We start from the raw sequence: 21734 nt of genomic DNA, 5'->3' as shown, positions 1-21734 counted from the left end.
CTCGTGGGTACTCGATCAGTCGCGCAGCTTCATCGACTGCAGGATGACGGCGGACATCTCCTCGACACTCTTGGTGGAGGAGTTCAGGAACGGCACACGGTTGCGCCGGTAGAGGTCTTCGGCCCGGCGCAGTTCGAGCTTGCACTGGGCGAGGCTCGCGTACTGCGAGCGCGGACGGCGTTCGTGCCGCACCTGGCTCAGCCGCAACGGCGTCGTGGTGAGCCCGAAGCACCGCGTGGCGTAGGGCGCGACGGCGGGAGGCAGCGCGTCGGCGGGGAAGTCCTCCTCGGTCAGCGGGTAGTTGGCGACCAGGAGCCCGTACTGCAGCGCGAGATACATCGTGGTGGGCGTCTTGCCGCAGCGTGACGGCGCGATGATCACGACGTCGGCGTGGTGGAGAGCGCGGCGGCTCTGTCCGTCGTCGTGCTCGATGGCGTACTCGATCGCGCGCATGCGTGCGAAATACCGCTCGAGGTCGCCGACCCCGTGGAACTGCCCCGGCTGGGCGCTGGACGGGGTGCCCAGCGCGTCCTCCAGCTCGACGAGGTGGCCCCCGAGAAGATCGATGATCACGGCGCGTGACCGGGTGAGTTCCTCGCGCACGGCGGTGGCGTTCACCGTCGTGAACACGATCGGCCCCCGGCCCTCCGAGGCAGCCCGGTCGATCTCGGCGACGAGCGAGCGTGCGCCGCGGGCGGTGTCGACGAACGGGACGGTGCGGCGACGGAAGGCGATCGCCGGGAAGTTCGCGAGCAGCGCGCTGCCCAGGGTCTCGGCGGTGATGCCGGTGCTGTCCGAGACGAAGTACACGGCGCGCTCGCCGTCGCTCATCGAACGGCGTCCCGCACGAGCTGTGACAGCGAGTGCCGGATGCGCTCGACCGCGTCGGCGGGTAGGGCGCTCGTCGGACGGCGCGGAGCCCCTGCGGGCTCACCCTGCAGGTCGAGTCCTGCCTTGACCGCGGCGATGAAGGGCACCGAGAGCATCGCGTCGATCACGGGGTACAGAGCCTTCCAGCGGGACAAGGCCCCGGCCAGGTCCCCCTCGGCGACAAGCCTGCTGACCGTGACGATCTCGTGGGGAACGACATTGGCCGCCCCCGCCATGACGCCGGCGGCGCCCTCGACGAGCGCACTGTAGATGTAGGCGTCCCATCCGATGAACGTCCCGATCGCGTCGCCGTGGTGGTGGATCAGCTGCAGCGCCTGCTCCCAGTTCGCACTGGAGTCCTTGATGTAGCGGATGTTGTCCACCTCGTCGGCGAGCGAGCGCACGGTGTCGGGGTCGAGGTTGACGCCGGTCACGGCGGGGATGTTGTAGAGCATGACCGGCAGGTCGACCGCCTCGGCGACGTCCTTGACGTAGGCGACGGTCTCCGGGACGGACAGCGGTTCGTAGTAGGGCGTCACCAGCATGAGGACATTCGCGCCCGAGTCCTGCGCGGCGCGGGAGAGGCGGATGGCCTCGCGGGTCGACGTCGCGCCGGTCTGGGCGATCACCGGCACGCGGCCGGCCGTCTGGTCGATGACGGTGTCGATGAGGCGGAGCCGCTCGTCGGACGACAGGGCGCCGACCTCACCGGTGGAGCCGGCGGCGACGACGCCGTCCACGCCGGCGTCGACGGAGCGGTCGACCACGCGCCGCAGCGCGACTTCGTCGATCGCCTCGTCCCGGTCGAAGGGGGTCGACAGGGCGGTGAGTACACCGTTCAGCTGAGTGGTCATGCGACGGTCCTTTCCTGGGCATGGCGAGTGGGTGTGGGTTTCTGGAAGGCGCCCGAGGGGGTGGTCACCCCGGTGCCGCTCCCCGACGCCTGTCGCCGGCTGGCGAGCAGACTGGCTGCGTCCTGCGCGGCGGCGAACCCCGACGTGATCGAGGTCTCCGTGTAAAGGGTGCCGAGGAAGTCACCGGCGAGGAACACCCGGTCGGCGCCCCGCTGCAGGACGGGCTGGAGTCTCGCCCGGCCGGGGAAGGAGTACGGCGAGGCGACCTCCCACCGCGCGGCCTTCGCCTCGACCACGGTGTCGGAGAACCCGGGGGAGCCGAGCACCTGCTCGAGGTCGGCCAGGTGCGTGCGTACGACCTCCTCGTCGCTCTTGTCGAGCAGCGCGCGCCCGAGACCGGCCGGCGAGAAGGTCATGAAGCTTCCACCGGGCCTGCGTACGGACTCCGCGCTGCGCACGATGTTCGCCTGATTCAGCGCGATGGCGAAGGAGCGTTTCGGGGCGGCGATCGCATAGATGTCGTCCCATGGTCGTGCCGACGTCTCGTCGGTCAGGAAGGCCGAGCTGACGTGCGGGCCGTACTTGATCCGGCCGAGCGCCTCGCGCAGCTCCTGCGGGAGATCCACGCCGATCCGATGCGCGACGTCGGCGGTCGTCGCCAGGACGGCGGTGCGCGCCTCGACCTCGCGGTCCACGCCGTCCTGGCGGTACCGCACGACGACGGAGTCCTTCTTGCGGACCACCTCCACGACTTCGGCGCCGAGCTGCACGCGGTCGCGGAGCGCGGCCGCGACCGACTCCGTCAGGGTCGACGGCCCGCCGACGACTCCCCGGTTGAGGCCCTGGCCGAAGCCGAGGACGAGGCTGAAGTACCCGATCCCCGCACCGGCCGAGATCTGGTCCATGTCACCTGCCGATCGCGTGACCGTGGTCCGGAACAGCGCGGCAGCATCCTCGGGGAGGTCGCCGACGAGCTCTGCGAAGGACCGCTCGTTCGCGAAGTCGTAGATGCGTTGCTGGCGCATGGCTCCGGATTCCCCCGGACGCTTGCGGACGACGCCGGTGTACCGGGCGACACCGGCCACGACCTTCATGCCGGCGCGCACCGTGGCGACCCGTGACGCGAACGACATGGGAATGCGCAGCGGGTACGTGGCGATGTGTCCCTTGCGCAGGAACCTGCCGTTCATCGACAGGGCCTGCAGCGAACCCGGGATCTCGACAGCGGTCACGCCGACCTCGGTCAGCAGCGCGTCGGTCGACGAGCCCGGGCCGGCGAAGACGTGCCCGCCCCAGTTGAGCCAGTAGTCCCCGCGGCGTTCGGAGCGGATCCGGCCGCCCACCCGGCCGGCGGACTCCAGCACCACGGTGTCCCAGTGGCGCAGGCGCCAGGCGGCGGCGAGCCCGGCAAGCCCGGCGCCGACGACAACGGCGTCCTTCATGTGTGAATCCTTCGAACGAGAGTGGGTACCAGGTCGTTCAGGGCAGAGGCACCGAGAGAGGTTCGTCCGGGTCCCGCCGGGCGGTTCCCCCCGTTGGGTTCCACCGTGCACGGACTCTGCTGTGTTGCCAGTCAGCCTAAAGTGTGATCACAGATCAAACAAGCTCTGCCGACAATCCGCGATGAACTTGCTGGTGGCGGGGTGACGAAGGGCCGGGCGGGATCAGTGCGCGGAGGCGGACTCGCTCAGCGCCTGTTCGATACGCCGCGTGGCCGCATCGAGCGACGCGGCGGTGACGCGTCCCGCGGCATCGGCGTCCCCGCTCGTCACGGCCCGCAGCAGCCGCTCCTGGTAGACGAGCAGTGACGAGGGGTCGCCCGACTCCAGCTCGCGTCGCGCGCCCACGATCTTGTAGGACCGACAGCGCTGCCACAGGGTGCGGATCATCTCCACGAGCACCGAGTTGTTGGACGCCACGTAGATCGTCGCGAGGAAGTCCTCGTCCTGTGCGAGGTAGTCGAGGGCGTCCTGCGTGGCGACGGCCGCGGCCATCGCATCGTACGCCGACTCCATCTGCTCGATGTCTGCGCGTGACAGCCGCGTGACACCCAGGACGGTCGCCTGGGTCTCGAGAGCGCGGCGCACGGAGTACAGGTCGAGCAGTTCCTGGTAGGTGAACCCCTTGACCACGGCGCCGCGGTACGGCAACGCCTCGGCGAGCCCGATCTCCTCGAGTCGCCTGATGGCCTCCCGCACCGGCATCACGCTCGTGCCGAGCTGTTCGGCCAGTTCCCGGATTCGCAGCCGGTGCCCGGCAGGCAGCTCGCCGCTGACGATGGCGGTACGGATGGCCTCGAACGCCTGGTCACCCACGCGACCGTTATGCATGAGCTTCGGCAGGGGCATGGCGGACAGTGTATCGACCGTGGCCGGTCGCGCCGTGTGCGGCGTGACCGGCTCCGGAGCGCCTCCGGTGGGCGCTGTCGGCGAGCCAGAGCCAGTCATCGACAGACCTCCTGGGAACGGGAGCGGCTACCGCTCGTGGTTGTGCATGACGTGCTTGGTGCGGGAGAAGTCGTCGAGGGCGTAGACCGACAGGTCGCGGCCGTATCCCGACCCCTTGAACCCGCCCCACGGCACCTCGCTGGCCAGGACCAGGTGCGAGTTGACCCAGACGGTCCCGGCGTCGAGCCGTGAGGCGACGTCGTGGCTGCGGCGGGCGTCGTCCGTCCACACCGAGGCGGACAGCCCGAGCGGTACGTCGTTGGCGCGACGGATCGCCTCCTGCTCGTCCGCGAACGTCTCCACGGTGACGACGGGGCCGAAGATCTCCTCCCGGGTGCACTCGTCGCCCTCGGGCACGTCCACCAGCACCGTGGGTGCGACGAAGTACCCCGGGCTCTCGAGCCTGCCGCCGCCGATCGCGGCGCGGACTCCGCGCTGCGCGGCGCGGTCCAGGTAGCCCATGACCCGGTCGAAGTGGGCGCCGGAGACCAGGGGGCCGACCTCGATGTCGTCGCCCGCGCGGGGTTCGCCGACGACGATGCCCTCCACCTCGGCGACGAGGGCACGGACGAACTCGTCGGCCACGGCCTCGTGCACGAGGACCCGGCAGGCGGCGCCGCACTCCTGGCCGGAGTTCCAGAAGCCGGCCACGCGCAGCGAGGAGGCGGCCGCCTTGAGATCGGCGTCCTCGAAGACGACGACGGGTGCCTTGCCCCCGAGCTCGAGGTGCACCCGCTTGAGGGTGTCGGCGGCCCCGCGGGCGACTGCCCGGCCGCTCCTGACCGATCCGGTCAGGGCGATCATGTTGACGTCGGGGTGCGTGGCGAGACGCTCCCCGGCCACCGGTCCCCGGCCGGTGACGACGTTCAGCACGCCGGGCGGCAGCAGGTCACCCACGAGCTCCGCGAGCTTCAGGGTCGTGAGCGGGGTCTGCTCGGAGGGCTTGATGACCAGGGAGTTCCCGGCCGCGATGATCGGTGCGATCTTCCACGCGGCCATCAGCAGCGGGTAGTTCCACGGCGTGATCACGCCGACGACGCCGAGCGGCTCGCGCAGGATGACCGAGAGGTGGTTCTCCGCGTAGTCCCCGGCGGCCATGGTGGTGGTGGCGCGGAGCGCTCCGGCCATGAACCGAAACGTGTCGACGGTCTGGTCGACGTCCTCCTGGGAGACGGGGAGGGGCTTGCCCGTGTTGGCGGACTCGATCCGGACCAGCAGCTCCGCGTTCTCCGCCAGGCGGTCGGCGATCCGGTGCAGGGCCTCCGATCGTGCCTTGGGCACGAGCCGGCCCCACCGTGCCTGGGCGGCGACGGCGGCGGCCACCGCCCGGTCCACGTCGTCGGCCGTGGCGGCGGGGGACTGGGCGATGGGCTCCTCGGTGGACGGGTCGACGACGGGGAGCGTCTCGCCGCCGGGGCTCTCCTGGAACGCGCCGTCGATGTAGTGCAAGGCCGGTGGCAGGTCGGCCGGATCGATCAGGGGAGCCGCGCCCTGTGCGCGCCGTACGGATGTGGCTGTGTGGTCGCTGGTACCGCTTCCGACGATGATGCCGTCTCTCATGGGTCGCCCTTTCTGCGTGGTTGTCCCGGGAGCTCTGTCTTCCGTGACGGCGGACACCGGTGTCGGCCCTGGTGCACGGTTGTCCTGCGTTCCGGGAGGAGTTGTGGGGCACCTCACACCGTAGAATGAGATCACAGATCACGCAACCATCGCTCGCGCGGTCGACGGGCGGCGATATCTTTGATCTGTGACCCTTCCGAAGGTGCGGACGCCGACTCTGCTGGCCGATCAGGTCTACGGCGTCCTGCACGAGTCGATCATCAGCGGCGAGCTGCCCGCCGGCTCGCGGCTGAGGGTCCGGGACCTGGCCGAGCAGGTGGGGGCCGGCGTCATGCCCGTCCGTGAGGCGATCCGCCGCCCGGAGGAGGCGGGCCTCGCCGAACGGGTGCCGCACAAGGGGGCCGTCGTGAAGGGGCTGACGCTCGAGGAGCTCGTCCATGTCCACGACGTGCACCGCATCCCTCGGCAACGCGTCGCGGCGCATCAAGGCGCTCCTGGCTGCGCAGCCGGTGGGGCAGCACGTCGAGGGTCGGGCCGAGCGCGGGGAATCGCGCTGACGTGCGGCCGGTTGTGCGGGTGCTCGGGCGTCCCTGACGGGCGTGTGGCCGCGACGGCCCGCCCGGGGGCGGCGCCGGCCTGTCCGCCAGTACCTCCGTCGGCGGGCTCCCGTCGTCGAGCGACCGCGATCTCCGTTCAGGGGCTTGCGCGATCTGTGATCACAAACTAGAGTCCAGTGAGACGCGCATCACAAGGTTCGACGACGAGCAGATGTGCGCGGTCCGACCCCTGGGGACCGTTCCGGTCCGCGGGGCCATCATGAGGAGTTCTCGATGGCGAGAAACATGTTCGCCGATACCCGCCAGATGCCGGCCCGGAAGAGGCCCGGTCCGTTCTGCGCCTCATCTGTCCGAGCCCGCATCACGACGGTCGCGTGCCGTCGCGGCGCGCCCTTCGGCGCCCCTCGCCGATCGACACCACAGGGAGTAACGACATGGCATCGCCATCATCGATGATCGAGGCGCGGGACCTCACGAAGATCTACCAGGCCGACGGCGGGAGATCCTGGGGCAGGCGCAGGGCGCCCGATCCCGGGCACGGCCCGGCGGTCGACTCGGTCTCGTTCGACGTGGCCCGGGGTGAGCTGTTCGTCATCATGGGGCTCTCCGGATCGGGGAAGTCGACGCTCCTGAGGATGCTCAACCGCCTGGTGGAGCCGACTGCCGGGACCGTCACGGTCGACGGCGTCGAGATCAGCTCCGCCGCTCCTCGTGAGCTGCGCCGGCTGCGGAACAACACCGTCAACATGGTCTTCCAGCACTTCGCGATCTTCCCCCACCGCACCCTCATGGAGAACGTCGGCTACGGCCTCCAGGTCCGCGGTGTCCCCGCCTCCGAGCGGGTCGAGCGCGCGACCTGGGCGCTGAACCGGGTGGGGCTGGCGGACTGGGGTCACGAGCTCCCGTCCGCGCTGTCCGGCGGCATGCGGCAGCGAGTCGGGCTGGCTCGGGCCCTGGCCACGGACGCCGAGGTGCTTCTCATGGACGAGCCGTTCAGCGCTCTGGACCCCCTCATCCGCAGGGACATGCAGGACCTGCTGCTGGACCTGCAGAGCCAGCTGAGGAAGACGATCGTCTTCGTGACGCACGACCTCAACGAGGCCATGCGCCTCGGGGATCGGATCATGGTCATGCGCGACGGCAAGCTGGTCCAGATCGGCACAGGGTCGGACATCCTGTCCGACCCGGCCGACGACTACGTCGCCGACTTCGTCTCCGACGTCGACCGTTCCCGCGTCGTCACCGCCGATCGGGTGATGCGCGAGCCGGCCGTCACCCTCGACCCCGACGGAGGACCGGCCGAGAACGTCACCACGGTCCTGGCGAACACCCGGCTCGTGGACATCCTCCCCCTCGTCGGCGCGAGCGACGCGCCGGTGTGCGTGCTGGACGACTCGGGCCGCCCCGTCGGCGAGATCTCCAGTACCACCCTCGTCCAGGCCTTGGCCGGTGAAAGGAGCGTCCGCCATGGGTGACATCCCCGTCGGAGACGCCACCGAGAGGATCGTCGACTGGATGCGCCTGAACTGGGCGCCCCTCTTCGACGCCATCTCCGAGTTCATGCTGTGGTGCGTCGACGTCCTCCTGTTCGTCCTGACCGCGCCGCATCCCCTCGTGGTCACCGCGGCCGCCGTCGCCCTGGCCTTCTGGGCCCGCGGCATCGGGCTGGCCGTCTTCTCGCTCGCCGGGATGCTCCTCATCCAGGGCATGCAGCTCTGGGTGCCCGCGATGGAGAGCCTGGCCGTGGTCCTCGTGGCCTCCTTCTTCGCCGTCGCCGTCGGCATCCCGACCGGGATCTGGGTCGCCCGCAACCGTGTGGCCAACCACGCCGTGCGCCCCGTCCTCGACCTGATGCAGACGCTGCCCCCGTTCGTCTACCTGATCCCCGCGGTCTTCTTCTTCGGGATCGGCGTCGTCCCCGGCGTCGTGTCCACCTTCATCTTCGGGATCCCTCCGGCCGTGCGGCTCACCGAGCTCGGTATCCGCCAGGTCGACAAGGAGATGGTGGAGGCGGCCACGGCCTTCGGCGCGACACCCGCCCAGACCTTGCGGCAGGTGCAGCTCCCGCTCGCCGTCCCGTCCATCATGACCGGCCTCAACCAGGTCATCATGCTCTCCCTGTCCATGGTCGTGATCGCCGGGCTCGTCGGCGCCGGTGGCCTCGGCTCGGTCGTGGTGACCGGCATCAGCCGGCTCGACATGGGAGTCGGCTTCGAGGGCGGCCTGGCCGTCGTGTTCCTCGCCATGTACCTCGACCGTGTCACCGGGGCCTTCCCCCGCGAGCGCAAGCGCGGGCGCCGCGCCCGCCGCGCACCCGCGAGCACCCCCGTCGATCCTGAGCCGGATCCGGCACCGGAGCACCAGCAGGTGACCGCTCCCGCCCCGAACCATGTCTGATCGCCGAACCCAAGCCTGACCCCCCAGTGGTGCAGCAAGTCGAAAGGAACCTCACGATGTCTCACTTCAACGGCCGGCACATGCCGCGTCTGATGGCCGCGGCGGCACTCGCCACCGCCATGGTGCTCTCCGCCTGCAGCGAGGGCGCACAGTCGGTCCGCTCCGACGGCGACTCCGACATGTCCGTCACGATCGGCTACGTCCCCTTCGACGAGGTGATCGCGACCAGCTACCTGTGGAAGAACCTGCTCGAGGAGCAGGGCTACGACGTCGAGATGCAGCAGCTGGAGGTGGCCACCGTGTACCAGGGCGTCGCCGACGGCCAGCTCGACGTCTTCTTCGGCGGTGTTCCGATCACCCACCAGGACTACTGGGACCGCTTCGGCGAGGACTTCACCGTCGCCGGCCAGTGGTACGACACCCTGCTCCAGGGCCTGGCGGTGCCGGAGTACTCGGGGATCACGACGCTGAGCGAGCTCGAGGGAGCGGCCGACCAGTTCGGGGGGCAGATCATCGGGATCGAGGCAGGCTCCGGGCTCATGAGGCAGACGAGCGAGGACGCGACCGGTGTCTACGACCTGTCCGGCTACGAGATCGTCGACGGCAGCACCCCGGCGATGCTGGCGGCGCTGGACAAGGCGATCGCGAACGAGGAAGACGTCGTGGTCACGCTGTGGACGCCGCACTGGGCGTTCGAGGAGTACCCGATCGTCATGCTGGAGGACGACCAGCAGGCCTACCCGGGCAACGACACCTACAAGGTCGTCGTCAGCCAGGATTTCGCGGGGGACTCGGCGGTCTCGCCCGTCGTCGACCAGTGGGCAGACTTCCACATGACCGAGGACCAGCTCGCCGGGCTCATGCTGGACATCAACGAGGCCGGCGACGGTGGCGAGGACGAGGCCGTTCAGGGCTGGGTCGCCGAGAACCAGGACGCCGTGGACGGCTGGACGGCAGCTGCCCAGTAGGCGCGCTCCGGACCCTGGGAGGTCATCCGAGGCCCTGCGCCTGCCGGTCCGGATGGCCTCCCAGGGTGCGGCCGCCCGGGCCGCACGTTCTCAGATCAGTGCCCGCACTTCCTTCTCGAAGTGGATCACGTGTTCGCGGGCCAGCTCGGCCGCCCCATCGGCATCGCCGGCGACCACCTTCTCCAGGAGCGGGCCGTGCTCGCCGATGTGCCCCGCCATCCCGGGCAGCCGGTGGACGAACAGGCACCAGATCCGATTGGCCAGGTTGTCGTACCGCATCAGGGTGTCCTCGAGGTACGGGTTGTGCGTGGCCGCGTACAGCGCGCGGTGCGCCCCCAGGTCCAGGCGCATCAGGTCGGCGGCGTCCATGCCGGACACGGCCTCCGACCGGAGCGTCTCGGCCAGCTCGCCGAGAGACGCGCGCTCGGCAGCGGTGGCCCGGCGCGCGGCGCTCGCGGCCGCGACGGGCTCCAGGTGCTGGCGCACCTCGGAGACATGGGCCAGATCGGTGATGTTGACGTCGGTGGCGAACGTCCCGCGACGCGGGTAGGCGACCACCAGTCGCTCGTACCGGAGCTGCTTCAGGGCCTCCCGTACCGGGGTGCGGCCGATGCCGAGCGAGGCCGCGAGCTGATCCTCGTTGATCGGGCTTCCGGGTGGGATGTCCAGCATCACCAGACGGTCGCGGATCTCGCGGTAGGCGCGGTCCGCCAGCGACTCCGCCGCGTCACCCGACAGGGTGGCCCGGCTGGGGTCGTCGAGGGTGTTGACACGCTGAGGCATGTGGAATACCTTACATCGAAGCTTGATATATCAGTTGTGTTCTACTCGAACGTCAGGGCGGAGGCCCGCACCATGACCGCAACTCCCGACCTCGACCGCGACCTCGCGGCATTCGACCCCGAGGTCCACGACGCCATCACCGCCGAGCTGGGCCGGCAGCAGTCGACCCTGGAGATGATCGCCTCGGAGAACTTCGCACCGTCCGCGGTGATGCAGGCCCAGGGCTCCGTGCTGACCAACAAGTACGCCGAGGGCTACCCGGGCCGCCGCTACTACGGCGGTTGCGAGCACGTCGACGTCGTCGAACAGCTCGCCGTCGACCGGGTCAAGGCGCTCTTCGGCGCCGAGGCCGCCAACGTGCAGCCGCACTCCGGGGCGCAGGCGAACGCGGCCACGATGTTCGCCCTCCTGAACCCCGGCGACACCATCCTCGGCCTGGACCTCGCCCACGGGGGCCACCTCACCCACGGGATGCGCCTCAACTTCTCGGGCAAGCTCTACCAGGTCGTCCCGTACCACGTGCGCGAGTCGGACCTGAGGGTCGACATGGAAGAAGTCGAGCGACTGGCCCTGGAGCACCGGCCCAGGATGATCGTGGCCGGCTGGTCGGCCTACCCCCGCCAGCTCGACTTCGCGGAGTTCCGCCGCATCGCCGACCTCGTCGGCGCCTACCTGATGGTCGACATGGCGCACTTCGCCGGCCTGGTCGCGACCGGTCTGCACCCCAGCCCCGTCCCGTACGCCGACGTGGTGACCACGACGACCCACAAGACCCTCGGCGGCCCCCGCGGCGGGGTGATACTCAGCAAGGCGGAGTTCGCGAAGAAGATCAACAGCGCGGTGTTCCCCGGCCAGCAGGGCGGCCCGCTCGAGCACGTGATCGCCGCCAAGGCGGTCGCGTTCAAGATGGCCGGAACGAGGGAGTTCCGGGAGCGGCAGGAGCGCACGCTCAGCGGCGCCCGCATCCTCGCCGGCCGGCTGCTGGCCGACGACGTCGGTGCGGCCGGGATCTCCGTCCTGACCGGCGGCACCGAGGTGCACCTCGTGCTCGTCGACCTGCGTGAGTCGGAACTCGACGGGCAGCAGGGGGAGGACCGCCTGCACGACATCGGGATCACGGTCAACCGCAACGCCGTGCCCTTCGACCCGCGGCCCCCGATGGTCGCCTCCGGGCTGCGGATCGGCACACCCGCCCTGGCGGCCCGCGGGTTCGGGGACGCCGAGTTCCGCGAGGTGGCCGACATCATCGCCGCCGCCCTCACGAGTCCGGCGACCGACGCCGTCCGCGACGACCTTCGGGGCCGGGTCGAGAAGCTCGCCGCCGCGTTCCCCCTGTACCCGCACCTGGACGGAGCCCGGGCATGACCACCACGCTGCTCCCCGAGCACCCGGACTGGCTCTGGCGCGCCCCCGACCCGAAGCCGACGTACGACGCGATCGTGGTCGGTGGCGGCGGACACGGCCTGGCCACCGCGTACTACCTGGCCAAGAACCACGGCCTGACCAACGTGGCGGTGCTGGAGAAGGGCTGGCTCGCGGGCGGGAACATGGCCAGGAACACCACGATCATCCGCTCGAACTACCTCTGGGACGAGAGCGCGGCGATCTACGAGTTCGCCCTCAAGCTGTGGGAGCAGCTGCCCGCCGAGCTGGACTACGACTTCCTGTTCAGCCAGCGCGGGGTGCTCAACCTCGCCCACACCACGCAGGACGTCCGCGACAGCGTCCGGAGAGTGAACGCCAACGTGCTCAACGGGGTCGACGCCGAGTGGGTCGAGCCCGACGAGGTCGCCAAGATCTGCCCGATCATCAACGTGTCCCCCGACGTGCGCTACCCGGTGCTCGGCGCGACCTTCCAGCCGCGGGCCGGCATCGCCAAGCACGACCACGTCGCGTGGGCGTTCGCCCGGGCCTGTGACCGGCTGGGCGTCGACCTGATCCAGAACTGCGAGGTCACGGGGTTCGTCAAGGACGGCAACCGGGTCGTCGGCGTCGAGACCACCCGGGGGCGGATCAACGCCGGCGTGGTCGGGCTCGCCGCGGCCGGGCACAGCAGCGTCCTCGCACAGCAGGCCGGATTCCGGCTCCCTGTCCAGTCCCACCCGCTGCAGGCCCTGGTCTCCGAGCTCTACGAGCCGGTCCACCCGACCGTGGTCATGTCGAACCACGTGCACGTCTACGTCTCGCAGGCCCACAAGGGCGAACTGGTGATGGGTGCCGGCGTGGACGCCTACAACGGCTACGGCCGGCGGGGGTCCTTCCACGTGATCGAGCACCAGATGGCCGCCGCGCTGGAGCTGTTCCCGATCTTCGCGCGAGCGAACCTGCTGCGGACCTGGGGCGGCGTCGTCGACGTCTCCCCGGACGCCTCGCCGATCATCGGCGCGACGCCCGTGGACCAGCTCTACGTGAACGCCGGCTGGGGGACCGGCGGTTTCAAGGCGACGCCGTCCGCGGGGTGGGCGATGGCACACACCATGGCCACCGGCGAGCCGCACGAGCTGAACCGTCCCTATGCGCTGGAGCGGTTCGTCACCGGCGCCCTCATCGACGAGCACGGCGCCGCCGCCGTCGCGCACTGACCGAGCGGAGGAAGCACATGCTCCTGCTGACCTGTCCCTGGTGCGGACCACGGGACGAGACCGAATACCACTACGGCGGCCAGGCACACGTGCCCTACCCCGCGGACCCCGCCGCACTCTCCGACGAGGAGTGGGCGCAGTACCTGTTCTACCGCGACAACCCCGAGGGGCCGTACGCCGAGCGGTGGGCCCACAGCCTCGGCTGCCGGCGCTGGTTCAACGTCGTCCGCGACACCGCGACCTACGAGGTGCTCGCCGTCTACACCGGGGCGTCCCCGGACAGCCAGGTCCCAGGTACCCCGACCCCCGGCCACCCAGGAGGCCCGCGATGACCACCCAGACCCGCCGGCTCCCCGACGGCGGCCGCATCGACCGCGGCCGCGAGCTGACGTTCACCGTGGACGACGTCGAGTACGCGGGGTACCCCGGTGACACCGTCGCCTCCGCCCTCCTGGCCAGCGGCCGGATCGAGGTCGGCTCGTCCATCTACCTCGGGCGCCCCCGGGGGATCGTCGCGGCCGGCGCCGAGGAGCCCAACGCCCTCCTCCAGGTCGGCGGCGAGTGCTCCGAGCCCATGGTCCCCGCGACCGTGCGGGCGCTCGCGGACGGGCTCAGCGCACGGACACTCTCCGGCCTCGGACACCTCGACCCCGCGCCGGACCCGGCGGAGTACGACAAGCGGTTCGTGCACACCGACGTCCTTGTGATCGGCGCCGGACCGGCCGGGCTGGCGGCGGCCGCCGCGGCCGCGACCGGTGGCGCCCGCGTCATCCTGCTCGACGAGCAGGCAGAACTCGGTGGCTCGCTGCTCTCCAGCGGCGAGGAGCGCGTCGACGGCGGGCCGGCCCTGGAGTGGATCGCCGACGTGACCGCGCGGCTCGACGCATTCCCCGAGGTCACCCTGCTCGCCCGGACCACGGCCTTCGGCAGTTACGACGACAACTACGTCCTGGCCGTCGAGCGCCGGACCGACCACCTCGACGAGCCGCTGACCCACGTGTCCCGGCAGCGACTCTGGCACATCCGCGCGGGCCAGGTGATCATCGCCACCGGCGCGCACGAACGGCCGCTCGTCTTCGCCGGCAACGACCGGCCCGGCGTCATGCTCGCCGACGCCGTCCGCACCTACCTGAACCGGTACGCGGTGTCCGTAGGGGACCGCGTGGTCGTCGCCACCACCAACGACAGCGCCTACGACCTGGTCGGCGACCTGCTCACGGCGGGAGTCGACGTGCCCGTCGTCCTGGACGCGCGCCCGGCCCTGTCCGAGCGCGCCGCCGCCGTCGCCGCCTCCCACGAGGTCACCGTACGGCCGGGCGCCGTCGTCGTCGCGACCCACGGCGACCCTCGCGTGTCCGCGGTGGAGATCAGCGAGATCGACGACGGCGGACAGCTCGTCGGCGGGCGCGACACCGTCGACTGCGACACACTCGCGGTCTCGGGCGGCTGGAGTCCCGTCGTGCACCTGCACAGCCAGAGACAGGGGAAGCTCACCTGGGACGCCGGGATCGCCGGGTTCGTTCCCGACGGTGTCGTGCGCGACCAGCTCGTCGTCGGCTCGGCGGCCGGGGAGTTCGACCTGGACGCGACCCTCGCGGCCGCGACCGCCGCGGGCTTCGAGGCCGCCGGGCGGCAGGGATACCCCGCCGACGCGGCCGCGTCCCGCGGCGCCGGCGGCTGGCGCGGGCCGGTGCGACCGGTCTGGCTCGTGCCCGGCCTCGACGGCGAGCCGGGGGAGTGGCGTCAGCACTTCGTGGACCAGCAGCGCGACCAGACCGTCGCCGACGTCTGGCGGGCGACCGGCGCCGGCATGCGCAACGTCGAGCACGTCAAGCGGTACACGTCCATCGGGACGGGCCAGGACCAGGGAAGGACCTCCGGCGTCGTCGCGACCGGGGTGATCGCGGCCGCGCTCGCCGGGTCCGGCACCGGGCCGGACGTCGGAGAGATCGGTGTCACCAGCTACCGGGCGCCGTACACCCCCGTGCCGTTCGCGGCGATCGCGGGGCGGGAGCGTGGCGACCTGTTCGACCCCGCACGCACGACACCCGTGCACGGCTGGCACGTCGACCACGGCGCCGAGTTCGAGGTCGTCGGCCAGTGGCTCCGGCCCTGGTACTACCCGCGGCCGGGCGAGAGCATGGACGACGCGGTCCGCCGCGAGTGCCGGGCCGCACGCACCGGCGTGGCGATGATGGACGCGACGACGCTCGGCAAGATCGAGGTCCGCGGACGCGACGCCGGGGAGTTCCTGAACCGGATCTACACGAACGCCTTCAAGAAGCTGGCCGTCGGCTCCGCCCGGTACGGGGTGATGTGCCGTCCCGACGGCATGATGTTCGACGACGGGGTGAACCTCCGGCTGGCCGAGGACCGCTACTTCCTCACGACCACCACCGGCGGCGCCGCGGGCGTGCTGGACTGGCTCGAGGAGTGGTCGCAGACCGAGTGGCCCGACCTCGACGTGGTCTTCACCTCGGTCACCGAGCAGTGGACCACGGTCGCCGTCGTCGGTCCCCGCTCGCGCGAGGTCGTCTCCCGGGTGGCGCCGGACCTCGACGTGTCGGGCGAGGCGTTCCCGTTCATGGCGTTCCGCGAGACCACCCTGGCCTCCGGGGTTCCCGCACGCGTCTGCCGCATCTCCTTCTCCGGCGAGCTGGCCTTCGAGATCAACGTGTCCGGGTGGTACGGGCGCGCGCTCTGGGAGGACGTGTACGCCGCCGGGCAGGACCTGGGGATCACGCCGTACGGCACCGAGACCATGCACGTGCTGCGCGCCGAGAAGGGCTACCCGATCGCGGGGCAGGACACCGACGGCACGGTCACGCCGCAGGACCTCGGGATGGGCTGGGTCGTCTCGAAGACCAAGGACTTCGTCGGCAAGCGCTCCTACAGCCGGTCGGACTCCGCGCGGGCGGACCGCAAGCACCTGGTCGGGCTGCTGCCCGTGGACCGCAGCACCCGGCTGCCCGAGGGCACCCAGCTCGTCGCTCCGGGCTCACCCGCGGTGCCGACGGACGGGCCGGTACCGATGCTGGGACACGTCACCTCCAGCTACCACAGCGAGGCACTCGGCCGGCCGTTCGGGCTGGCGCTCGTGAAGTCCGGCCGCGAGCGTTTCGGGCAGGTCCTCCTGGCCCCGGTCGGCGACCGGCTGGTCGAGGTCGAAGTGACCTCACCCGTGCTCTACGACCCCGAAGGGACCAAGCGAGATGGCTGACCTGACGACGCTGCGACGCAGCCCCCTGACCCACCTCGCCGACCGGATGGCCGCTGCCTCGGTCAGCGTCACCGTGAGCCTGTCGGAGGTGCCGTTCCTCGGGATGGTCAGCCTGCGGGTCGAGCCGTCCACGCCCGCCTCGGCGCGTGCCGCGGACGTCCTCGGGGCACCACTGCCGGCCGGTTGCGGAGAGACCACCGGCAACGACGACAGGCGGGCGCTCTGGCTCGGTCCCGGCGAGTGGCTCGTCGTCACCACCGGCGACCCGGTCGCACTGACTCGCGAGCTCGACGCCGCGCTCGGCGAGGACCCGGGGCTGGCACTGGACGTGTCGGCCAACCGGACCGTCATCGAGCTCGCCGGGCCGCGGGCACGCACCGTGCTCGAGAAGGGCTGCCCCGTCGACCTGCACCCTCGCTCGTTCGAACCGGGACGTGCCGTGGCCACCACCCTCGCCCGGGTGCCGGTGCTGCTGTGGCAGACCGGCCACGACGCCTACCGGGTGCTACCGCGCTCCAGCTTCGCCGACTACGTCGCTCGCTGGCTGGTGGACGCGATGCGGGAGTTCAACGGCTGATGGCGCTCTCCGCGTTCGACCTCTACTCCGTCGGCATCGGGCCGTCCTCGTCACACACGGTGGGGCCGATGCGGGCGGCTCGGATGTTCTCGGTGCGGCTCGCCGAGGCCGAGGCGCTGGAGGACGTCACCCGTGTGCGCGTCGAGCTGTTCGGTTCGCTCGGCGCCACCGGGCACGGGCACGGTTCGCCCCAGGCCGTCGTCCTGGGCCTCGAGGGGGAGGACCCCGCGACCACCGACACCGACCTCGCCGGCCTGCGGCTGGACCGGCTCCGCACCGAACGTGAGCTCCGCCTCGGCGGCACTCACGCCGTGCCGTTCACCCTGGACGACGACCTGGTCATGCACCGTCGGCGCAGCCTTCCGGACCACCCCAACGGCATGACCTTCGCCGCCTTCGACGCCTCCGGGACGCCCCTGCTGCAGAAGACCTACTACTCGGTCGGCGGCGGGTTCGTGGTCGACGGCTCGGCGACGGGCGCCGACCGGGTGGTCCGCGACGAGACCTCGGTGAAGTTCCCCTTCGAGACCGCCGACGAGCTTCTCGCGATCTGCGCCCGCGAAGGGATGCGCATCAGCGACGTCATGTTCGCCAACGAGCAGGCATGGCGGTCCGAGCGGGAGATCCGCGACGGCATGCTGCACCTGTGGTCCGCGATGGCGGACTGCGTGGAGCGGGGGATCCATCGTGAAGGCACCCTGCCCGGGGGGCTGAAGGTCCCACGCCGTGCACCCGGGCTCTTCCAGGAGCTGTCCCGGTATTCCGGACAGGATCCGCTGCACGTCATGGACTGGGTCAATCTGTTCGCACTCGCCGTGAACGAGGAGAACGCCTCCGGCGGCAGGATCGTGACCGCCCCCACCAACGGCGCGGCCGGGATCATCCCCGCGGTCCTGCACTACTACGCATGGTTCGTTCCGGGTGCCGACGACGACGCCGTCGTGCGCTTCCTGCTGACGGCTGCCGCGGTCGGGATCCTCTTCAAGGCCAGGGCGTCCATCTCCGGTGCCGAGGTCGGCTGTCAGGGCGAGGTCGGCTCCGCCTGCTCGATGGCCGCGGCCGGGCTGTGTGAGGTCCTCGGCGGTTCCCCGCGGCAGGTCGAGAACGCCGCCGAGGTGGGCATCGAGCACAACCTGGGCCTGACCTGCGACCCGGTCGGCGGCCTCGTGCAGATCCCGTGCATCGAGCGCAACGCCATCGCCTCGGTGAAGGCCGTGAACGCGGCCCGGCTCGCGCTCAGCGGTGACGGTGTCCACAAGGTCAGTCTCGACAAGGCGATCAAGACGATGCGGGACACCGGCCGGGACATGAAGACCAAGTACAAGGAGACCTCCCGCGGCGGGCTCGCGGTCAACGTGATCGAGTGCTGACCGCTGTGGTGCGTGGCCGCGGGGGTCGTCCTCGGTCGTCATCCGGTCGTCGGCGCGAACCGTTCCGCGAGGGCCTCCGAGCCACGGGCCAGTAGGACGACGTCGGCTCCGACCAGCACGAAGTGGGCTCCGGCGGTCACGTAGTGGTCCGCCATGGCCGGGTCGAAGGCGTTGACGCCCACGGCTTTGCCCGCCCCCCGGACCGCCTCGAAGGTGCGCAGTACGGCGCCCGTGACGTCAGGGTGCGTCTGCTGCCCGATCAGTCCCATCGACGCCGCGAGGTCGCTGGGCCCGACGAGGACGCCGTCCACCCCGTCGACCGCGGCGATCTCGGCGGCATTCCTCACACCTTCGGTCGACTCCACCTGGACCATCAGGGACACGTGGTCGTCGCCGTCGGTGAGGTAGTTCTCGATCCGGCCCCACCGTCCGGAACGGGCCATCGCCGACCCGATCCCGCGAATCCCGCGGGGCGGGTAGCGCACGGCCCGGACGGCGGCCTCGGCCTGTTCGGGGGTGTCGACCATGGGGATCAGGAGGTTCTGTGCGCCCAGGTCGAGGACCTGCTTGATCATGACGGGCAGCAGGCCGGGCAGGCGGACCACCACGCTGGGCGGGTACGCGGCGATCGCCTGGAGCTGCGGCAGGACGCCCTCGATCCCGTTCGGGCCGTGCTCCATGTCGACGAACAGGACGTCCAGGCCGCTTCCGGCGCAGATCTCGGCCACCAGCGGGCTCCCGGAGTTCACCCACATCCCGGCCAGGGGGCGGCCTGCGTCGGGCAGCGCACGCTCGGCGAGCGTGTCGCGGAAGGTCGGCTTCAGCTGAATCGGCATGTCAGGGTTCCCATCGGTCCGTAGTCGCACAGCACGGAGTCGCCCGTGCCCACCCACATCGGCCGGGTGAACGACCCCGCCAGGATGATCTCACCCGCCTCCAGGCGTGCGCCGTGCGCCGCCAGCTTGTTCGCCAGCCACGCGACACCCGTCGCGGGATGGCCGAGGACCCCTGCCGCGACACCGGTCTCCTCGATGGTCTCGTTCCGGTACAGGAGAGCGGACACCCAGCGCAGGTCGATGTCCGCGGGCCGTGCCGGGCTGCCGCCGAGCACCATCCCGCCGTAGGCGGCGTTGTCGGCGATCGTGTCGACGATCGTGCGGCCCTCGAGCTCGATGTGCGAGTTGAGGATCTCCAGCGCGGGGGTCACGTACTCGGTCGCGCGCAGCACGTCGAACAGCGTGCGGTGCGGGCCTTCGAGTTCTTCCTTGAGCACGAACGCGAGCTCGACCTCGATGCGGACGTTCGAGAACCGCTCGGCAGGGATGACCGATCCGCTCTCCCAGACCGTGTCGTCGAACATGACGCCGTAGTCGGGCTCGGTGATGCCGGTGGCCGCCTGCATGGCACGCGACGTCAGGCCGATCTTGCGGCCCACGAGCCGCCGTCCGGCAGCGATCTGGCCGTCGCGCCACAGGCCCTGGATCGCGTACGAGTCCTCGATCGTGGCGTCGGGATGGCGCGCCGTGATGCGGGGGATCACCGTGCGACGGCGGTCGGCGTCGGCGAGTTCGCCGGCGAGAGCGGAGATCGTCTCGGGGGAGAGGGTCACAGCGCGCCACCTGCCTGGTCCGATGCCCCGCCCTGGCTCGTGGCGGCGTCGCGTGCCTCGAACTTCGCCCTCCACGCGGCGTTCATCGGGAACAGCCCTTCGACCGGGTGCCCCTCGGCCACGCGCGCGGCGATCCACGCGTCCTCGTCCTCCTTGGCGAGGGTCGCGTCCGCGATCTCCTCGGCGAGCGCGGGCGGGATGACGACGAGACCATCCGCGTCGCCGACGACGACGTCACCCGGCTGCACCGTCGTCCCGCCGCAGGCGATCGTGACATCCGAGTCCCAGGGCACGTGCCGGCGGCCCAGCACCGCGGGGTGCGGGCCCGCGCAGTGCACCGGGATGCCGGCGTCGCGCACGGCGGAGACGTCGCGTACGCCACCGTCGGTCACGATGCCCGCGGCGCCGCGAGTGCGGGCTCGGATGGCGAGGACGTCGCCGAGCGTGGCCGCGCCGGTCTCGCCGCGAGCCTCGATGACGATGACCTCGCCCTCCCGGACGGCGTCGAAGATGCGCTTCTGGGCGTTGAAGCCGCCGCCGAACCGCGTGAAGAGATCCTCGCGGTTCGGGACGAACCGCAGGGTGCGGGCTGTCCCGATGAGTTTCGCGTCGGGGTGCAAGGGAGTGAGCCCGTCGATGTGGACGTTGTTCAGGCCGCGGGAGCGCAGCTGCGCGGACAGGCCCGCGACCGGTGTGCGGGTGAGCTTGTCGCGGAGAGCCTCGGTCATCGCGGGCGGGGGCATGCACTCGGGTGGCGGGGCCGCAGCGGTACTCGATGTCATGATCGTCCTTCCTTCGTGCGGTGATGGGGTCGGTCGTCGCGTCGGATCCGACGTGCACGCGGGCCGGGCGAGGCGGTCGGGGCAACCGAGCCCGGTGTGGTTTGCCTCGGCCGGTGCGTGCGGGTTCCGTCGGCGTCAGTGCACGCTCAGGTAGTCCTCGAGGGTGGCGGGCGTGGCGGTGAGCAGCGGGTCGTGCACCGGCTCGCCCGGGAACTCGCTGGCCTCGAAGAACCACCGGCGGCTCGCAGGCATGCCCCACTGCTGGGCGCGGCGCGGGTCGGACACGTCCCAGCGGATGGGCTCGTCCTCCAGGTCGATGAACTGGTAGTGCGTCGTGAACAGCTCGATGCGGTGCTGGTCGGGGTCGCGCAGGTACAGGAACAGGGCGTTGCTCAGGCCGTGCCGGCCGGGGCCGCGGTCGATCTCCTCGCCGAACCCGGTGGCGCCCGCGACGTCGGCCGCGTGGATGAGGTGGGTGGCGTCGGGGACGGTGTAGGCGAAGTGGTGCAGGCGCGGGCCGCGGCCGTTGGTGAAGACGAGGTCGTGCGTGTTGCCCTTGACCTCCATCCACGTGCCCCACAGCTCGTCCGTGCCGTCCTTCGCCGTGTACTCGGAAAGGCGCATTCCCAGGTCTGCCCAGAAGTCGGTGGCGGTCTGCACGTCGTGGGTGGCGACCTGGTAGTGGTCGAGGCGCTGCGGGGCTCCGGCGGTGAACTCGTGGAAGGCGGCCATCTTGCGGGGCACGGTCTCCATCGAGGAGGTGAGCTCGATGTGCGTGCCCACGCCGTCACGGAACCGGAGGGTGGGGCCCTGGTGGGGGACCTCGACGCGCTCGTGGTCGATGCCCCGGTCGGCGAAGTACCGCTCGGCGGCCGTGATGTCGTCGTCGGTCCGCACGCGCAGGCCGATGTGCAGGGCCCTGGCCTCGTCCGCGCGCCGGAGCACGAGGCTGTGGTGCGCGGCCTCCTCGAGGCCGCGCAGGTAGACGGCGTCGTCGGCCTCCTCGGTGACGACCAGGCCGATCGTGTCGCGGTAGAAGTCACGGCTCGCGGCGAGGTCGGTGACGGCCAGCGCGACGTGGCTGGCGCGGGTGATCGTGAACGGCGGAGAGAAGTTGGTGGTGGGAAGCATCGTCGGCTCCAGGGACTCGGGTCGGTC

The 21734-nt window shown here is 71.0% G+C and carries 18 protein-coding genes and 2 pseudogenes; 10 read left to right on the top strand and 10 right to left on the bottom strand.

Annotated elements, in window-relative coordinates; all coding sequences use genetic code 11:
- Window positions 1-15 precede the first annotated feature (15 nt).
- The 5 genes from ACYVK5_RS06625 to ACYVK5_RS06605 all read right to left on the bottom strand — a co-directional run bounded on the left by ACYVK5_RS06625 (window position 16) and on the right by ACYVK5_RS06605 (window position 5731).
- Window positions 16-831 carry a pyruvate, water dikinase regulatory protein gene (locus ACYVK5_RS06625; RefSeq protein ID WP_460703076.1) on the bottom strand — a complete coding sequence of 272 codons (816 nt, stop codon included), beginning with the start codon at window positions 829-831 and terminating at the stop codon, window positions 16-18.
- Window positions 828-1724, bottom strand: a complete 897-nt coding sequence (gene dapA, locus ACYVK5_RS06620) for a 4-hydroxy-tetrahydrodipicolinate synthase (RefSeq protein ID WP_460703074.1) — start codon at window positions 1722-1724, stop codon at window positions 828-830. The genes ACYVK5_RS06625 and dapA overlap by 4 nt, the downstream gene beginning before the upstream one ends.
- Entirely contained in the window at window positions 1721-3166 is a 1446-nt protein-coding gene (locus ACYVK5_RS06615) for an FAD-dependent oxidoreductase (protein ID WP_460703072.1), read from the bottom strand. The genes dapA and ACYVK5_RS06615 overlap by 4 nt, the downstream gene beginning before the upstream one ends.
- A 222-nt stretch (window positions 3167-3388) precedes the next feature.
- Complete coding sequence (locus ACYVK5_RS06610; RefSeq protein WP_460703069.1) at window positions 3389-4072, bottom strand: GntR family transcriptional regulator; 684 nt, start codon at window positions 4070-4072, stop codon at window positions 3389-3391.
- A gap of 126 nt (window positions 4073-4198) precedes the next feature.
- The gene (locus tag ACYVK5_RS06605) at window positions 4199-5731 is read right to left on the bottom strand and encodes an aminobutyraldehyde dehydrogenase (protein WP_460703067.1); all 1533 of its coding nucleotides are present in this window, start codon (window positions 5729-5731) and stop codon (window positions 4199-4201) included.
- A gap of 187 nt (window positions 5732-5918) precedes the next feature.
- On the opposite strand from ACYVK5_RS06605, the pseudogene ACYVK5_RS06600 reads away from it, so the two are divergent.
- From ACYVK5_RS06600 to ACYVK5_RS06585, 4 genes and pseudogenes are all read left to right on the top strand, one after another.
- Window positions 5919-6128 (top strand): annotated as a pseudogene (locus tag ACYVK5_RS06600) (GntR family transcriptional regulator); the annotation flags it as partial.
- A 594-nt stretch (window positions 6129-6722) separates the two neighbouring features.
- Window positions 6723-7763, top strand: coding sequence for a quaternary amine ABC transporter ATP-binding protein (locus ACYVK5_RS06595; protein ID WP_460703065.1), 1041 nt, complete (start codon window positions 6723-6725; stop codon window positions 7761-7763).
- The gene (locus tag ACYVK5_RS06590) at window positions 7756-8685 is read left to right on the top strand and encodes an ABC transporter permease (RefSeq protein ID WP_460703063.1); all 930 of its coding nucleotides are present in this window, start codon (window positions 7756-7758) and stop codon (window positions 8683-8685) included. Before ACYVK5_RS06595 ends, ACYVK5_RS06590 begins: the two co-directional genes overlap by 8 nt.
- A 56-nt stretch (window positions 8686-8741) precedes the next feature.
- The gene (locus ACYVK5_RS06585) at window positions 8742-9653 is read left to right on the top strand and encodes a glycine betaine ABC transporter substrate-binding protein (RefSeq protein ID WP_460703061.1); all 912 of its coding nucleotides are present in this window, start codon (window positions 8742-8744) and stop codon (window positions 9651-9653) included.
- Between the two features lie 90 nt (window positions 9654-9743).
- On the opposite strand, the gene ACYVK5_RS06580 is transcribed toward ACYVK5_RS06585, so the two are convergent.
- Window positions 9744-10436 carry a GntR family transcriptional regulator gene (locus ACYVK5_RS06580; RefSeq protein WP_460703059.1) on the bottom strand — a complete coding sequence of 231 codons (693 nt, stop codon included), beginning with the start codon at window positions 10434-10436 and terminating at the stop codon, window positions 9744-9746.
- 72 nt (window positions 10437-10508) lie between these two features.
- Between ACYVK5_RS06580 and glyA the strand changes: the two genes are divergently transcribed.
- From glyA to ACYVK5_RS06550, 6 genes are read left to right on the top strand one after another with little or no spacing between them, the layout of a single operon-like run.
- Complete coding sequence (glyA, locus tag ACYVK5_RS06575; RefSeq protein WP_460703057.1) at window positions 10509-11801, top strand: serine hydroxymethyltransferase; 1293 nt, start codon at window positions 10509-10511, stop codon at window positions 11799-11801.
- Complete coding sequence (locus ACYVK5_RS06570) at window positions 11798-13018, top strand: sarcosine oxidase subunit beta family protein (protein WP_460703055.1); 1221 nt, start codon at window positions 11798-11800, stop codon at window positions 13016-13018. The genes glyA and ACYVK5_RS06570 overlap by 4 nt, the downstream gene beginning before the upstream one ends.
- Before the next feature lie 17 nt (window positions 13019-13035).
- Complete coding sequence (locus ACYVK5_RS06565) at window positions 13036-13350, top strand: sarcosine oxidase subunit delta (RefSeq protein WP_460703053.1); 315 nt, start codon at window positions 13036-13038, stop codon at window positions 13348-13350.
- Complete coding sequence (locus ACYVK5_RS06560) at window positions 13347-16238, top strand: sarcosine oxidase subunit alpha family protein (RefSeq protein WP_460703051.1); 2892 nt, start codon at window positions 13347-13349, stop codon at window positions 16236-16238. The genes ACYVK5_RS06565 and ACYVK5_RS06560 overlap by 4 nt, the downstream gene beginning before the upstream one ends.
- Entirely contained in the window at window positions 16231-16815 is a 585-nt protein-coding gene (locus ACYVK5_RS06555) for a sarcosine oxidase subunit gamma (RefSeq protein WP_460703049.1), read from the top strand. Before ACYVK5_RS06560 ends, ACYVK5_RS06555 begins: the two co-directional genes overlap by 8 nt.
- Window positions 16815-18185 (top strand): L-serine ammonia-lyase, encoded by a 1371-nt coding sequence (locus ACYVK5_RS06550; RefSeq protein WP_460703047.1) that lies wholly within the window; start codon window positions 16815-16817, stop codon window positions 18183-18185. Before ACYVK5_RS06555 ends, ACYVK5_RS06550 begins: the two co-directional genes overlap by 1 nt.
- 38 nt (window positions 18186-18223) lie before the next feature.
- On the opposite strand, the gene ACYVK5_RS06545 is transcribed toward ACYVK5_RS06550, so the two are convergent.
- The 4 genes and pseudogenes from ACYVK5_RS06545 to hpaD form a co-directional block, all read right to left on the bottom strand.
- Complete coding sequence (locus ACYVK5_RS06545; RefSeq protein ID WP_460703045.1) at window positions 18224-19021, bottom strand: HpcH/HpaI aldolase family protein; 798 nt, start codon at window positions 19019-19021, stop codon at window positions 18224-18226.
- Complete coding sequence (hpaH, locus tag ACYVK5_RS06540) at window positions 19006-19794, bottom strand: 2-oxo-hept-4-ene-1,7-dioate hydratase (protein ID WP_460703043.1); 789 nt, start codon at window positions 19792-19794, stop codon at window positions 19006-19008. Before hpaH ends, ACYVK5_RS06545 begins: the two co-directional genes overlap by 16 nt.
- A pseudogene (locus ACYVK5_RS06535) lies at window positions 19791-20528 on the bottom strand (RraA family protein); the annotation flags it as partial. The pseudogene ACYVK5_RS06535 and the gene hpaH, both read right to left, overlap by 4 nt.
- A gap of 183 nt (window positions 20529-20711) precedes the next feature.
- Window positions 20712-21707 carry a 3,4-dihydroxyphenylacetate 2,3-dioxygenase gene (gene hpaD, locus ACYVK5_RS06530; protein WP_460703041.1) on the bottom strand — a complete coding sequence of 332 codons (996 nt, stop codon included), beginning with the start codon at window positions 21705-21707 and terminating at the stop codon, window positions 20712-20714.
- Between the last annotated feature and the right edge of the window lie 27 nt (window positions 21708-21734).

It is taken from the genome of Myceligenerans halotolerans, from assembly GCF_054782975.1.
The sequence above is the reverse complement of the archived record's forward strand: the minus strand, read 5'-3'. Positions and strand labels throughout refer to the sequence as shown.